Annotated in this window: 12 protein-coding genes; 9 read left to right on the top strand and 3 right to left on the bottom strand. The window is 53.7% G+C overall.

Going from position 1 to position 13,686, the window contains the following annotated elements; translation table 11 throughout:
- Positions 1–30 precede the first annotated feature (30 nt).
- The gene (gene rnr, locus NC856_RS06430) at positions 31–2,469 is read right to left on the bottom strand and encodes a ribonuclease R (RefSeq protein ID WP_264089600.1); all 2,439 of its coding nucleotides are present in this window, start codon (positions 2,467–2,469) and stop codon (positions 31–33) included.
- A 41-nt stretch (positions 2,470–2,510) separates the two neighbouring features.
- Positions 2,511–2,936 (bottom strand): nitric oxide-sensing transcriptional repressor NsrR, encoded by a 426-nt coding sequence (nsrR, locus tag NC856_RS06425; RefSeq protein ID WP_264089599.1) that lies wholly within the window; start codon positions 2,934–2,936, stop codon positions 2,511–2,513.
- A 302-nt stretch (positions 2,937–3,238) separates the two neighbouring features.
- On the opposite strand from nsrR, the gene NC856_RS06420 reads away from it, so the two are divergent.
- The 3 genes from NC856_RS06420 to NC856_RS06410 all read left to right on the top strand — a co-directional run bounded on the left by NC856_RS06420 (position 3,239) and on the right by NC856_RS06410 (position 8,367).
- On the top strand, positions 3,239–4,795 hold the full coding sequence (locus NC856_RS06420; protein WP_264089598.1) for a methyl-accepting chemotaxis protein: 1,557 nt from the start codon (positions 3,239–3,241) through the stop codon (positions 4,793–4,795).
- Between the two features lie 89 nt (positions 4,796–4,884).
- The gene (gene codA, locus NC856_RS06415) at positions 4,885–6,129 is read left to right on the top strand and encodes a cytosine deaminase (protein WP_264089597.1); all 1,245 of its coding nucleotides are present in this window, start codon (positions 4,885–4,887) and stop codon (positions 6,127–6,129) included.
- Positions 6,130–6,516: 387 nt separating this feature from the next.
- Positions 6,517–8,367: a sensor domain-containing diguanylate cyclase gene (locus NC856_RS06410; RefSeq protein WP_264089596.1), complete on the top strand. Its 1,851-nt coding sequence runs from the start codon at positions 6,517–6,519 to the stop codon at positions 8,365–8,367.
- Between the two features lie 60 nt (positions 8,368–8,427).
- Here NC856_RS06410 and NC856_RS06405 read toward each other — a convergent pair whose 3' ends face one another.
- The gene (locus NC856_RS06405; RefSeq protein ID WP_264089595.1) at positions 8,428–9,423 is read right to left on the bottom strand and encodes a type IV pilus twitching motility protein PilT; all 996 of its coding nucleotides are present in this window, start codon (positions 9,421–9,423) and stop codon (positions 8,428–8,430) included.
- A 21-nt stretch (positions 9,424–9,444) separates the two neighbouring features.
- On the opposite strand from NC856_RS06405, the gene NC856_RS06400 reads away from it, so the two are divergent.
- From NC856_RS06400 to hemW, 6 genes are read left to right on the top strand one after another with little or no spacing between them, the layout of a single operon-like run.
- On the top strand, positions 9,445–10,152 hold the full coding sequence (locus NC856_RS06400; RefSeq protein WP_264089594.1) for a YggS family pyridoxal phosphate-dependent enzyme: 708 nt from the start codon (positions 9,445–9,447) through the stop codon (positions 10,150–10,152).
- Positions 10,153–10,206: 54 nt separating this feature from the next.
- The gene (gene proC / locus NC856_RS06395) at positions 10,207–11,028 is read left to right on the top strand and encodes a pyrroline-5-carboxylate reductase (protein ID WP_264089593.1); all 822 of its coding nucleotides are present in this window, start codon (positions 10,207–10,209) and stop codon (positions 11,026–11,028) included.
- Positions 11,029–11,082: 54 nt separating this feature from the next.
- Positions 11,083–11,637 carry a YggT family protein gene (locus NC856_RS06390; RefSeq protein WP_113864915.1) on the top strand — a complete coding sequence of 185 codons (555 nt, stop codon included), beginning with the start codon at positions 11,083–11,085 and terminating at the stop codon, positions 11,635–11,637.
- Positions 11,634–11,924, top strand: coding sequence for a DUF167 family protein YggU (gene yggU, locus NC856_RS06385; RefSeq protein ID WP_264089592.1), 291 nt, complete (start codon positions 11,634–11,636; stop codon positions 11,922–11,924). Before NC856_RS06390 ends, yggU begins: the two co-directional genes overlap by 4 nt.
- 17 nt (positions 11,925–11,941) lie before the next feature.
- Entirely contained in the window at positions 11,942–12,535 is a 594-nt protein-coding gene (gene rdgB / locus NC856_RS06380; protein WP_264089591.1) for an RdgB/HAM1 family non-canonical purine NTP pyrophosphatase, read from the top strand.
- Positions 12,528–13,664 (top strand): radical SAM family heme chaperone HemW, encoded by a 1,137-nt coding sequence (gene hemW, locus NC856_RS06375; protein WP_264089590.1) that lies wholly within the window; start codon positions 12,528–12,530, stop codon positions 13,662–13,664. Before rdgB ends, hemW begins: the two co-directional genes overlap by 8 nt.
- Positions 13,665–13,686: the final 22 nt, after the last annotated feature.

The raw sequence follows: 13,686 nt of genomic DNA, 5'->3' as shown, positions 1-13,686 counted from the left end.
CTGTTGGTTGTCAACGCCTGCGCAGTAAGATTACGCCGCAGGCTTCTTTCTGGCGCGTTTGGCTTTGGTTGCCGCCGCAATCTTACGTGTTTTTTCACCACTCTTTTTTGCTTTATCCGCGTTCTTTTTCGGCTTCGCCTTCGCTGATTTGGCATCCTGACGGAAAGCGGCATCAGGTTCGAAATTAGCTGCGGACTTGGCCGTATTGCGATGGCGGCGAGTCGGCTTCGCTTCGCGGCTATCCGGCTTTTTAGCCCGATCGCGGGCCGTTTTACCCTCACCCCGCGGTTTGCGCGTGCTGGATACCAGCGCAAAATCAATGTTGCGCTCATCCATATGGACCGCCTCAACGCGAATTTCCACTTCATCGCCCAAACGGTAAACCTGACCGCGAGACTCGCCGATCAACCGCTGGCCGACATTATCGTAGCGATAGTAGTCATTATCCAATGTGGATACATGCACCAGCCCATCGATAAATAAATCATTCAGACGCACAAAGAATCCAAAGCCGGTAACGCTGGCGATAATCCCCGTAAACACCTCGCCCACATGATCCTGCATGAAATCACACTTCAGCCAGTCCGCCACATCCCGCGTCGCTTCATCCGCGCGGCGTTCGGTCATCGAACAGTGCATACCCAGTTGCAGCATTTCCTTCATATCGCTGTGCCAACCGCCGGTCGGCGTCCAGCGCGCTTTACGATCACTGAGCAGATATTTGATCGCACGGTGCAACGACAAATCGGGATAACGACGGATAGGCGAAGTGAAATGCGCATAAGAGGTTAAAGCCAGACCAAAATGCCCCCGGTTTTCAGGATCGTAGACCGCCTGCTTCATGGAGCGCAGCAACATGGTTTGCAACATTTCATGGTCGGGACGATTGGCTACTTCCACCATCAGTTCGGCATAATCTTTTGGTTGCGGCTTCATTCCGCCTTTCAACGTCAGCCCCAGTTCCCCCAGTACGCTGCGCAACGCCAGCACATGGTCTTCGCTCGGCTGATCGTGAATGCGGAACAGTGCCGGCTCTTCATTTTTCTCCATAAATTTCGCCGCGGAGATATTCGCCAGGATCATGCACTCTTCAATCAGTTTGTGCGCATCGTTGCGCACCACCGATTCAACCCGTTCAATACGGCGCTCAGCGTTGAAAATAAATTTCGCTTCCTCAGTTTCAAACGCGATGCCGCCCCGCACTTCACGGGCATGCTCCAGCATTCTGTATAACTTGTGCAATTCTTCCAGTCCGCCCACCAGCGGTTTATACTGCTCGCGCAGTTCAGCGTCGCCCCGCAGGATATTCCACACTTTAGTGTAGGTCAGACGGGCATGAGAGCTCATCACCGCTTCATAAAACTTGTACGAAGTCAGTTTGCCCAGCGCCGATATGGTCATCTCGCACACCATACATAGGCGATCCACCTGCGGGTTGAGCGAACACAAGCCGTTGGACAGCACTTCCGGCAGCATCGGCACCACTTGCGACGGGAAATAGACCGACGTTCCTCGCGCGCGCGCTTCATGATCCAGCGGCGTATTCGGACGCACATAATAGCTGACATCAGCAATCGCCACCCACAGACGCCAGCCGCCGCCGCGTTTCTTCTCGCAATAAACCGCATCGTCAAAATCGCGGGCGTCTTCTCCGTCGATGGTCACCAGCGGCAGCTTGCGTAAATCCACTCGGCCTTTTTTCGCTGCCTCCGGCACCAACTCGGACAGATCTTTAACCTGCTCTTCCACCTGCGGCGGCCAGCTATGCGGGATATCGTGAGTGCGCAGCGCGATTTCGACAGCCAGTCCGGTTCCCATGTTATCGCCGAGGATCTCGACAATTTTTCCGACCGCCTTGGTGCGGCGGGTAGCGCGTTGGGTAAGCGCCACCACGACCACAAATCCCATACGAGCGCCGTTGATCTCTTCTTTCGGGATCAGAATATCGAAACTCAGGCGGCTGTCGTCCGGGACGACAAAGCCGACGCCGGCATCGACAAAATACCGCCCGACAATCTGGCCGGTGCGCGGTTCGAGCACGCGTACAATGCGGCCTTCACGACGGCCTTTGCGATCGGCAGCCAACGGCTGCGCCAGCACCACATCGCCGTGAATGGCGCGTTTCATCTCGTCCGCGGAGAGATAAAGGTCATCTTTGCGTCCTTCGACGCGCAGAAAGCCGAAACCGTCGCGATGACCGATTACCGTACCGCGCAGCAGATCCAGCTTTTCCGGCAGCGCATAGCATTGGCGGCGGGTAAACACCAGTTGCCCGTCGCGCTCCATCGCCCGCAACCGACGGCGTAGCGCTTCAAGCGGTTCTTCGCCGGTTAATTGTAAATCAGCAGCCAGTTCTTCGCGGCTAATCGGCGTATCCCGTTTGGCGATATGCGCCAGAATGAATTCACGACTTGGGATTGGGGATTCGTATTTTTCTGCTTCGCGTTCCAGAAAAGGATCTTGTGACATTGCGGTTCCTCCGTTGTCATCAGCAGGAGGCTGAATAGAACTCATTCAACCAACAATAATTTGTAAAGCGGTGGGTTTTCTTTGACCAAATCAGCCAACGTGTAATGATCGAGTTCTTGCAAAAAATGTTGTACTGCCTGCTGGAGTACCTGTTTGAGTCGACAGGCCGACGTGATGTGGCAGAAATCGCTGCCGCAGTTAACCAATGAAAGCGGCTCCAGTTCACGCACCACATCACCAATCCGAATTGAATCCGCCGGTTTCCCTAGCCTGATGCCGCCATTTTTTCCACGCACGGCCATAACCAATCCGGCGCGACTAAGTTGATTGATAATTTTGACCATATGATTACGCGATACGCCATACACTTCCGTTACTTCCGAAATGCTGGTCATTTTCCCACCGGGTAATGACGCCATATAGATAAGCGCCCGCAAGCCATAATCCGTAAAACTTGTTAACTGCACATAAACCTCGGATACCTCTGGGTATCATTGCCTGGCGACTTGAAGCCGCCCCATACAGTAGCGACTGTAACGTTAAAACATAGGTGTACATGAAAAATAATGTGTATATAAGCAGATAATAAACCAGGCGCAAACACTACGGCTAATTATTTAGCCGCAACGGGCGGGATATCTTCACGGATACCTCATCCCCCCGTCCTGCCATATCTTTTTAATTTTATCTCCCAGCCATTCACATAACGTATGCTCTGGAGAGCAACGCACTCCGCCATGTTTTAGTAAAGCGTAAGGAAAAGAAAATCATGGATCTGAAAAATCTCTCCATCCGTACCGGATTACTGACGTTATTATTACTGACGACGCTCCTGCTATTGCTCGTCAGCGGCATGGGCATACTGGCTATCAAAAAAGACCGGCAGGCGCTGACGGCGCAGAACCAGATCCAGGGGATTGAACTGGGTAATCTAATGAGCGGTTATAACCTGACGTTGCAAGCCAGAGCGTCCGCGACGCTGGCGGTCAGAAAGATCGAAATGGGGCGTCTTGAGGAAGGGGAACAAGAGACAGGAATCGTGGAAGCGAACCTGCGTCAGTCACAGCAGGATATTAACCTTGCCGTGAACTCCGTCGAGGCGGATACCCAACGATACCCGTTGGCGCAGGACGTACAGAAAACCTATCTGGCCTATCTCGAACAAGGCATGACGCCCATGTTGAGCGCGCTGCAAAAACAATATACCGACGAATATTATGACGTGCTGGAAAAACAGCTTGGCCCGCTGAGCAATGCTTTTGACAAATCCATTCAGGCTTTTCGCGCTCACGCGCAAATGCTTTCCGAGCAAGGCATGGCGCAATCCGCGCAAAACGAACGCCAGATGCTGCTGCTCATGGTGATCGCTTGCTTGCTGTCGGTGGCGCTGGTCACGCTTGCCTGGATTGCTCTGCGTCATCTATTGTTAAAACCGCTGGATCACGCGATTGAGCAACTGGAGTATGTGGCGGCGGGCGACCTGACACACCGCTTGCTGCATGGCGGCAGCAACGAACTAGGGCGGCTCAACGATGCCATCGGACGGATGCAGAGCGCCTTGCTAGAGTCGGTGAGTCAGGTTCGTGACGCCAGCACGCGTATCGATCTCGGCAGTCGTGAGTTATTTGAAGAAAACATCCAGCTTTCTCAGCGCACCGAAGAGTCTGTCGCCGCGCTGGAACAGACAGCCGCCAGCATGGAACAACTCAGCGCTACGGTGAAACAGAATGCCGATCACGCAGAACTGGCGCATCAACTCGCCAATAATGTTTCTGACACCAGCGACCGCAGCAATGAATCCGTCTGCTACGTGATTGAAAAAATGCAGGAGATTGCCAATAGCGCCAAACGAATCAACGATATCCTGAGCGTGATTGACGGCATCGCTTTCCAGACCAATATTCTGGCGCTGAATGCTTCGGTGGAGTCTGCCCGCGCGGGCGAACAGGGACGCGGTTTTGCCGTCGTCGCCGGAGAAGTGCGTAATCTGGCGCAGCACAGCGCTCAGGCGGCAAAAGAGATTCGCTCGCTGATTCTCGATTCGCAGACCCGGATATCGGAAGGCCTGGAACTGGCTTCCAGGGCCGGAGAAACTATGGATGAAGTGACGGATGAAATCATGCGGATCACCCGGTTGATGAAAGATATCTCTAATGCCACCCAGGAGCAGTACCGGGGCATCGAGCAAGTCAACATCGCGTTCGCGCAAATCGACAAAGTGGCGCAACAAAACGCCCAACTGGTCAAAGCCTCCTCCGATACCACGCAATCGCTGGAACAGCAGTCGCAGCAGTTGATGCGCTCCATGGCGGTTTTTCAAATGTAGGCGGGTTGCTTGTCGAAGAACGCGCTCCCTTACGCGCTGGGAGCTCACTGAGTCTGGCGCCTCCCCAATGCGCAACAGCAGGAGTTTTTATGAAAATCATCAACGCCGCGCTTCGCCGTCAAACCGGACTTTTCACTCTCAGTCTCGATAACGGCCTGATCACCGCGATCGACGCCCAGCCAGCGTCATTAACTACGGCGGAAAACCGTGATGTGATCGATGCCGACAGCCAGTTGGTCATTCCGCCGCTAGTTGAACCGCACATTCATCTGGATGCGACGCTGACCGCCGGTGAACCGGAATGGAACATGAGCGGCACATTGTTTGAAGGTATTGAGCGTTGGGGACAGCGCAAAGCCACCATCACTCACGATGACACCAAGCGCCGGGCGCACACCGCCATCGGCATGCTGCGGGATCATGGTATTCAGCATGTGCGCACGCATATTGATGTCACCGATCCCAGTCTGGCCGCGCTGACCGCCATGCTGGAAGTCAAACAGGAAGCCCGCGACCTGATCGACCTGCAAATCGTCGCTTTTCCGCAGGAAGGCATTGAATCCTTTGCCAACGGACGCCAACTGATGGCGCGCGCCATCGAGATGGGCGCCGATGTGGTCGGCGGCATTCCCCATTTCGAGAACACCCGCGATCAGGGCGTCAGTTCCATCAAATTCCTGATGGAACTGGCTGAACGTACTGGTTGTCTGGTCGATGTACACTGTGACGAAACCGATGACGCCCAATCACGCTTTCTGGAAGTCCTGGCGGAAGAAGCGCGGGTACGCCAGATGGGGTCACGGGTTACCGCCAGCCATACGGTGGCTATGGGTTCTTACGATAACGCTTATTGCTACAAACTGTTCCGCCTGCTCAAACTGTCAGGCATCAACTTTGTTTCCTGCCCCACGGAGAGTATTCATCTGCAAGGACGTTTCGATACCTTCCCCAAACGGCGCGGCGTGACGCGGGTGGCCGAACTCGACCGCGCAGGTCTGAATGTCTGCTTCGCACAGGACTCCATCAAAGATCCGTGGTATCCGCTCGGTAACGGCAACATTCTGCGCGTCCTGGATGCCGGACTGCATATCTGCCATATGATGGGTTATGAAGACCTGCAACGCTGCCTGGATTTCGTCACGGATAACAGCGCCAAAGCCATGAATCTGGGCGAGGGTTACGGTATTGCGGTCGGACGTCCGGCCAATCTGGTGATCCTGGATGCGAAGAACGACTATGAAACCGTGCGCCGTCAGGCAAAAGCCAGCGTGTCGATCCGTCATGGTAAGGTCATCATGCGCCGCATACCTGAACAGTTGAGCTATCAGGATTAATCAGCGGCGGACATCCGGGTATCACCCGGATGTCCGCCGCCCTGGAGCCTGAGCGGGCGCCCCAAATAGAGACGGAGAAGAATAAATTTAAAAAATAATCATCGACCTCACAAAAAAAAATCCTTGCGTTATACTTTCCTGTAATTGAAAGGCGACACGCTTCCTTCCCAAACGCCTGCCGTGGATAAACTCCCACACAGCACATACCATGGACTATGCACAACACGCCTTTTCGCACCGCATGAAATAGTGTTTGAAACAAAAATGAAAGAGGTACACAACAAACCAATTATCATTCTCAGACATTCGTAGCAGCATTATTCTATGCCAAATACATAGCAATATATTGAATAAACACACGGGCAAGAATGACAGGTAAAGATGAATATGAATACGAATACGAATACGAATAATAAAATATCCGATATTGATTTGATTGGTAAATTTGACAATCGAGCCAAATTGACTGCGCTGGATAAAGCTTATGCCATCGCCGAATTTGATCTGTTCGGCACGTTGATTGAAGCTAACAGCAACTTTTGCCGCATACTTGGTTACGACAGAACCGAGATGATAAACCAGAATCACAGGATGTTTTTATTTGAAGAACAGCGCCAGGAACACGACCATTTCTGGCCCAGTGTAATTAGCGGCAACATCCGCTCCGGGGAATTTCGGCGCCGAAACAAACACGGCGATCACATCTGGATTCATGCCGCCTATACGCCGATCATCGATGACGATGGCCAACATATTGGGGTGATTAAACTGGCGCTGGATATTACTCAGCAAAAATATCTTACCAACGAACATCGTATTAAAATCGAAGCTATCGATAACTCACAAGGCGTAATTGAATTTGACCGGGAAGGATATATCACTTATGTCAACGAAAATTATCTCGAATTGACGGGTTATGAAGAAAATGAATTGCTTCGGCAACATCATAAATTATTATATGAAAAAAATTATCTTAACACACCGGAATACGACAAGTTCTGGGCAACATTACAACGTGGTCAATCCATTAGCGGACGCTTTCACCGGCTGGGAAAAAATAATAAATCTTTTTGGATACAGGCGACTTACAATCCAATCATGGATGATGATGGCACGATAAAGAAAGTCATTAAGTACGCCCACAATATTACGCACAACGTAGAGACAGAAAAAAAAGCGGAACAGCAAGGGGCGATACTGGATATTCTGCTCTCCGCCCACGACAGTTTTCTGATCGATCACAATTTACCTTCCGCCTGCGATAAGGTCTTTTCCCGCCTGCTCAACGTGACAAATAGTGAATTTGGTTTTATTGCCAAGGTGCAGGAAGATGAAGAAGGCAAATCGCTTTATATTCCCTCTATCTCCAACCTATCGTGGGATAAGGAAACGCGGGAGTGGTATAACCAGCAGCGTAAAATCAATGGCGGACTGGTATTTCGCCAACTCGACAATCTGTTCGGTTATGCCGTCACCCACAATAAGGTGGTATGCACCAACAACCTGGCGGCGCATCCTGCCAGCCGCGGTTTTCCACCCGGACACCCAACGCTATACGCGTTTCTGGCTATTCCCATCACCCACAATGACAAGCCCATCGGCATGATAGCCCTGGCCAACCGTCCTGATGGTTACGACCAGCATCTGATTAACCTGTTGGCTCCTCTGGTTAAAACCCTGGGGATTATCATCCACGCCCGCGTGCTGGAAGATGAACGTAAACAGATAGAAGAAACACTACGCTTTAATGCCGGGCATGATTTTCTTACCGGACTGCCCAACCGCAGCAATTTCTTTGAACAGGCTAATGAGCTCTTTCACTGCGGAAAACCACGCGCAAGCATAAAAAAATGCTACCTGGCGCTGCTGGATATCGATTTTTTCAAGAAAATAAATGATAAATACGGCCATTTGGCGGGCGATGCCGTGCTCAAAGAACTGGCCACGCTGCTACGATTATCGCTTCGCAGCGATGACCTGTTCGCCCGCATTGGCGGCGAAGAATTTATTATTCTGCTCAATAACGTCTCGCACAAAACGGCGATGAACATCGTCGAACGCATCCGCATGCAGATTGAGCAGCATACATTATTGTATGAACAACAAATGCTGAAATTCACAATCAGCGTGGGCGTCGCGCCCTGGCGCCCGCACTTTACCTCTGTGGACGACTGGATCCAGTTGGCGGACGAAAACCTCTATGCCGCAAAACGCCAGGGGCGTAATTGCGTGAAGTAACTGGCAATTATTTGCCAGTCAAGGTTTTTCCTATCAGGGCCATACAAGCCGCGATAGTCGTCACACCAGCAACCCCTCACTACAGCGCTGCCGCCAGCTTTGCTCGAAGGTTTGCATCCCTGCCTGCGCCCCTGTCTGCATCAGGCTGGGCAACTGATGACTTTTCCCTTCCCGAATCAAATTGCTCACTGCTGCGGTCGCGGTCAGGATATCAAACAAGGCTACTCTTCCCCCCTGCGGCATCGGCAATAATTTTTGCGCCGCCACCGCCTGTAGACAGGCCGCCAGTTGGCTGCGAACAAAGGCTTTTTCCTCTCCCGGAAAAACATCAATCAGCCGATCGACCGCCTGCGCCGCACTGCGGGTATGCAACGTGGCGAGCACCAGATGCCCGGTTTCCGCCGCCGTCAATGCCAGGCGGATAGTTGCGGTATCGCGCAATTCCCCCAGCAAGATAACATCAGGATCTTCACGCAATGCGGCGCGCAGAGCCTGCGCGAACGATGCGCAATGCTGGCCGATTTCACGCTGCTGGATCAGGCATTGCCGACTGGCGTGCAGAAACTCAATCGGATCTTCCAGCGTAATGATATGACGGGAATGCCGTTCGTTCAGGGCGGCAATCATGGCGGCCAATGTAGTGGATTTCCCGCTCCCCGTCGCCCCGGTGACTAAAATCAATCCATCCCGCCGTTCCAGCAGATCCGACAACACCGGCGGCGCGCGCAGCGCAGCCAGTGAGAGAAGGGATGAGGGAATAAGCCGCATCGTGATGGAAAGCCCGGCGCGTTGACGAAATACGTTAACGCGCAGGCGCTGTCCGTTCGCCAGCGTCAACGCGCCGTCAACCTGCCCGTATTGCTGCAACTGCTGTTGTTGAGTCGCTTCCAGCCAGATAGCGCACCACTGTTCAAGTTGTTCGCTACCTAAACGTGATAAGGTATTTTCAAATCGTAACCGACCATCAATACGCAATATCGGCGGATGTCCGCTACACAGGTGCAGATCCGACGCATTATGTTTTACACTAAGCGCCACCCATTCACTCACATCCATAGATTAATCTCCTGAACCACTATGACGACTATCCAGCAGAATCTACAGGACATCCGGCGACAGATCTCAATGGCCGCACAACAGTGCGCAAGAGCGCCAGAGGAAATCACGCTGCTTGCAGTCAGTAAAACCAAACCTGTGACGGCGATCGAAGCCGCCATCAACGCCGGACAGCGAGCATTTGGCGAAAACTATGTTCAGGAAGGCGTGGATAAGATCCGTTACTTTCGGGAAAGCCAGCCGAAAACCCATTTGGAATGGCACTTTATCGGCCCGTTGCAGTCGAATAAAAGCCGTCTGGTGGCGGAAAATTTTGACTGGTTCCACACCGTGGATCGTTTGCGCATCGCCCAGCGGCTAAGCGAACAGCGTCCGGCGACGCTGCCGCCGCTGAATGTGCTGCTGCAAATCAACATCAGTAACGAACCGAGTAAATCCGGCATTATGACCGATCAATTGGCTGATCTGGCCGCCAGCGTGATGGGATTGCCGAATCTGCGACTACGTGGTCTGATGGCGATACCGGCGCCCGAAACAGACTATCAGCGCCAGTTGGCCGTTTTCCGGCAGATGACCGACCTGTTTCAGCAGTTAGCCGTGCGCTACCCTCATATTGATACCTTATCGATGGGGATGACCGATGATATGAAGGCGGCCATCGCCGCCGGCAGTACGCTGGTGCGCATCGGCACCGCTATTTTCGGCGCGCGCGACTATCCCGCCGTCTAAGGCGAAATCACGATATGGCTTTTCAAAGACAAACGGTAATCAGCGAGAATGCAGATGCAACAACGTAAAATAGCGTTTATTGGTGCCGGGAATATGGCGCAGGCCATTATTGCCGGGTTGATTGAAAGCGGTTACCCTGCCAGCCTTATCTGCGTATGCGCGCCTTCCGGCAACCGCCGTGATGCATTGGCGGCCAAATATGGCGTCATCAGCAGTAGCGATAACGTGCGCGGCGCACAGCAAGCGGACGTCATTATACTGGCGGTCAAACCGCAGATGATGGCAAGCGTGTGCGAACCCTTGCGGCAACAGGTGGATTTCAGCGGTAAACTGGTGTTATCGATAGCCGCTGGCGTCAACATTACCCGTTTTCAGGCGTTGCTGGGCGAAAAACCGGCAATTGTGCGCATTATGCCCAATACGCCGTCGCTGGTGGGCAAAGGCATGAGCGGGCTCTATGCGCCCGTGACCGTCAGCGATGCTGACCGGACATTCGCCGCCGCGCTGATGCAAAGCGTCGGCAAAGTATGCTGGGTGGAACAGGAATCCGGCATCAACGGAGTTATCGCCGCCGCAGGCAGCGCGCCCGCCTATTTCTTCCTGTTTATGGAAGCCATGCAACAAGAGGCGTTGCGCCAGGGATTTGATCAGGATACCGCGCGCCTGCTGGTGCAACAGGCCGCTAGCGGCGCCGCGGCGCTGGTCGAAGCCAATCCCGATACGCCGCTGTCGACGCTGCGCGAAAACGTGACTTCCAAAGGCGGCACCACGGCGCAAGCGCTGCGGGTGTTTAACGAGCGTGAGTTGACGCAAACGGTAGCCGAGGCGATGCAGGCCGCCGTTAACCGCGCTCAGGAAATGGAAAAGCTGTTTTAATACAACGTGCCAATCATCCGCCCGTTTACTCTTTAATAAGGAACCGATGTATCTATGCTTACCCTGACTTTTCTGGTCAAGACGCTGGTCGACCTCTACGTGATGGTATTGCTGTTGCGCATTTGGATGCAGTGGTCGCGCAGCGATTTCTATAATCCCTTGTCGCAATTCGTGGTAAAAATCACGCAGCCGATTGTCGGGCCATTGCGTCGCATTTTGCCGTCGTTGGGCCCGATTGACAGCGCATCGTTACTGCTGGCATTTGTCCTGACCACCATCAAGTATCCTTTACTGTTGCTGATTCAGGTGGGGGCGTTGTCGCTGAGTCCGATGAATCTGCTGGTCGGTTTGATCTCGCTGATTAAATCAGCCGGTTTCCTGGTGTTCTGGGTGGTGATTATCCGCTCGCTGATGAGTTGGATCAGTCAGGGCCGCAGCCCTGTCGAGTATCTTTTGCATCAGTTGACTGAACCGTTTATGGCGCCGATCCGCCGCATTATCCCGGCGATGGGCGGCATCGATTTCTCCGCCATGGTGGTGATCCTGATCCTGTATCTGCTCAATTATCTGGGCATGGATCTGTTTCCGGGGCTGTGGTTCTTGCTGTGAGCGCCATTACCCGCAGCAACGACGCGCTGATCATTCGGCTGTATATTCAGCCGAAAGCCAGCCGTGATCAGATTATCGGACTGCATGGCGATGAACTGAAAGTCGCCATCACCGCCCCGCCGGTCGATGGACAGGCGAATGCCCATCTGACCAAATTCCTCGCCAAACAATTCCGGGTAGCCAAAAGTCTGGTCATTATCGAAAAAGGCGAACTCGGTCGGCATAAACAGATTAAAATCATCAACCCGCAAGTTATCCCGGCGGAAGTCGCGGATCTCATTCTATAACGACGCAGGAAAACAGCATGCAAAAAGTGGTTTTGGCTACCGGTAATCCCGGTAAAGTGCGTGAACTCGCCAGTCTGCTGGCGGATGTTGGTCTGGATATCGTGGCCCAAACCGAGCTTGGGGTGGATGGCGCCGAAGAAACCGGCCTGACATTTATTGAAAATGCGATCCTCAAAGCGCGTCACGCCGCACAAATCACCGGCTTGCCCGCCATTGCGGACGACTCCGGGCTGGCGGTGGACGCCTTAGGCGGCGCGCCGGGAATTTATTCCGCACGCTATGCCGGCGTTGACGCCAGCGATCAGCAAAATCTGGAGAAACTGCTGCATACCCTGAAAGCAGTGCCTGACGCGCAGCGCGGCGCCAGTTTCCATTGCGTGCTGGTTTATCTGCGTCATGCGCAAGATCCGACGCCGCTGGTGTGCCACGCTCGCTGGCAAGGCGTACTGAGTCATCAACCCGTCGGCGCGGGCGGTTTTGGTTACGATCCGATCTTCTTCGTACCGGAACTGGGCAAAACCGCCGCCGAACTGACGCGTGAAGAGAAGAACGCGCAGTCTCATCGCGGTCAGGCGCTGCGGTTGTTATTGGATGCCCTGCGCAATGCTTAAACTGCCGCCGCTCAGCCTGTACCTCCATATTCCCTGGTGCGTGCAAAAGTGTCCTTATTGCGATTTCAATTCCCATGCCCTGAAAGGCGATGTACCGCATCAGGAATACGTTGAACACCTGTTGGCCGACCTGGATGCCGATCTGCCGCTGGCGGGCAACCGCCCGCTGCACACCATTTTTATCGGCGGCGGCACCCCCAGCCTGCTGAGCGCGCAAGCCATGCAATCCTTGCTGGACGGCGTGCGGGCGCGACTGCCTCTCGCGCCTGATGCCGAAATCACCATGGAAGCCAATCCAGGAACAGTTGAAACCGATCGCTTCAGCGGCTATCAGCGGGCGGGCATCAACCGGATTTCTATCGGCGTACAGAGTTTCGATGCGCAAAAGCTGATCCGGCTGGGACGCATTCACGGCCCGCAAGAGGCCAAACGCGCAGCCAACCTTGCGGCAGGGCTGGGACTGCGCAGTTTCAACCTCGATCTGATGCATGGGCTGCCGGACCAATCGCTGGCAGAGGCGCTGGACGATCTGCGTCAGGCCATCGCGCTGAATCCGCCCCACTTGTCGTGGTATCAACTGACCATTGAACCCAACACACTGTTTAGTTCACGCCCGCCGACGCTGCCGGATGACGACGCGCTGTGGGATATCTATGAGCAAGGCCATCAGTTGCTGAGCGCCGCCGGCTACCAGCAATACGAAACCTCAGCCTATGCCAAGCCGGGTTATCAATGTCAGCACAACCTCAACTACTGGCGCTTTGGCGATTATCTGGGCATCGGCTGCGGCGCGCATGGCAAACTGACTTTCAGTGACGGACGCCTTCTACGCACGGTGAAAACCCGCCATCCCCGCGGCTACATGCAGGGTAATTATCTGGACAAACAGCATGACGTGGCGCTTACAGACCGGCCTTTCGAGTTTTTCATGAACCGTTTTCGTCTACTGGAAGCCGCGCCGCGCGTTGATTTCACCGCCTATACCGGGCTGGATGAAAGCGTTATTCGCACCCAACTGGATCAGGCGCTGGCACAAGGCTATCTGAGTGAAACCAGCACGCACTGGCAGGTAACCGAACACGGCAAACTGTTTCTGAATTCGTTGCTGGAACTGTTTTTGGCGGATTAAGGATAAACATCAACCTTTTCAG

Origin of the sequence: Brenneria izbisi (assembly GCF_025840185.1) — a bacterium.
Taxonomy (GTDB): Bacteria; Pseudomonadota; Gammaproteobacteria; order Enterobacterales; family Enterobacteriaceae; genus Brenneria; species Brenneria izbisi.
This window is presented reverse-complemented; position numbering and strand designations above follow the sequence as displayed.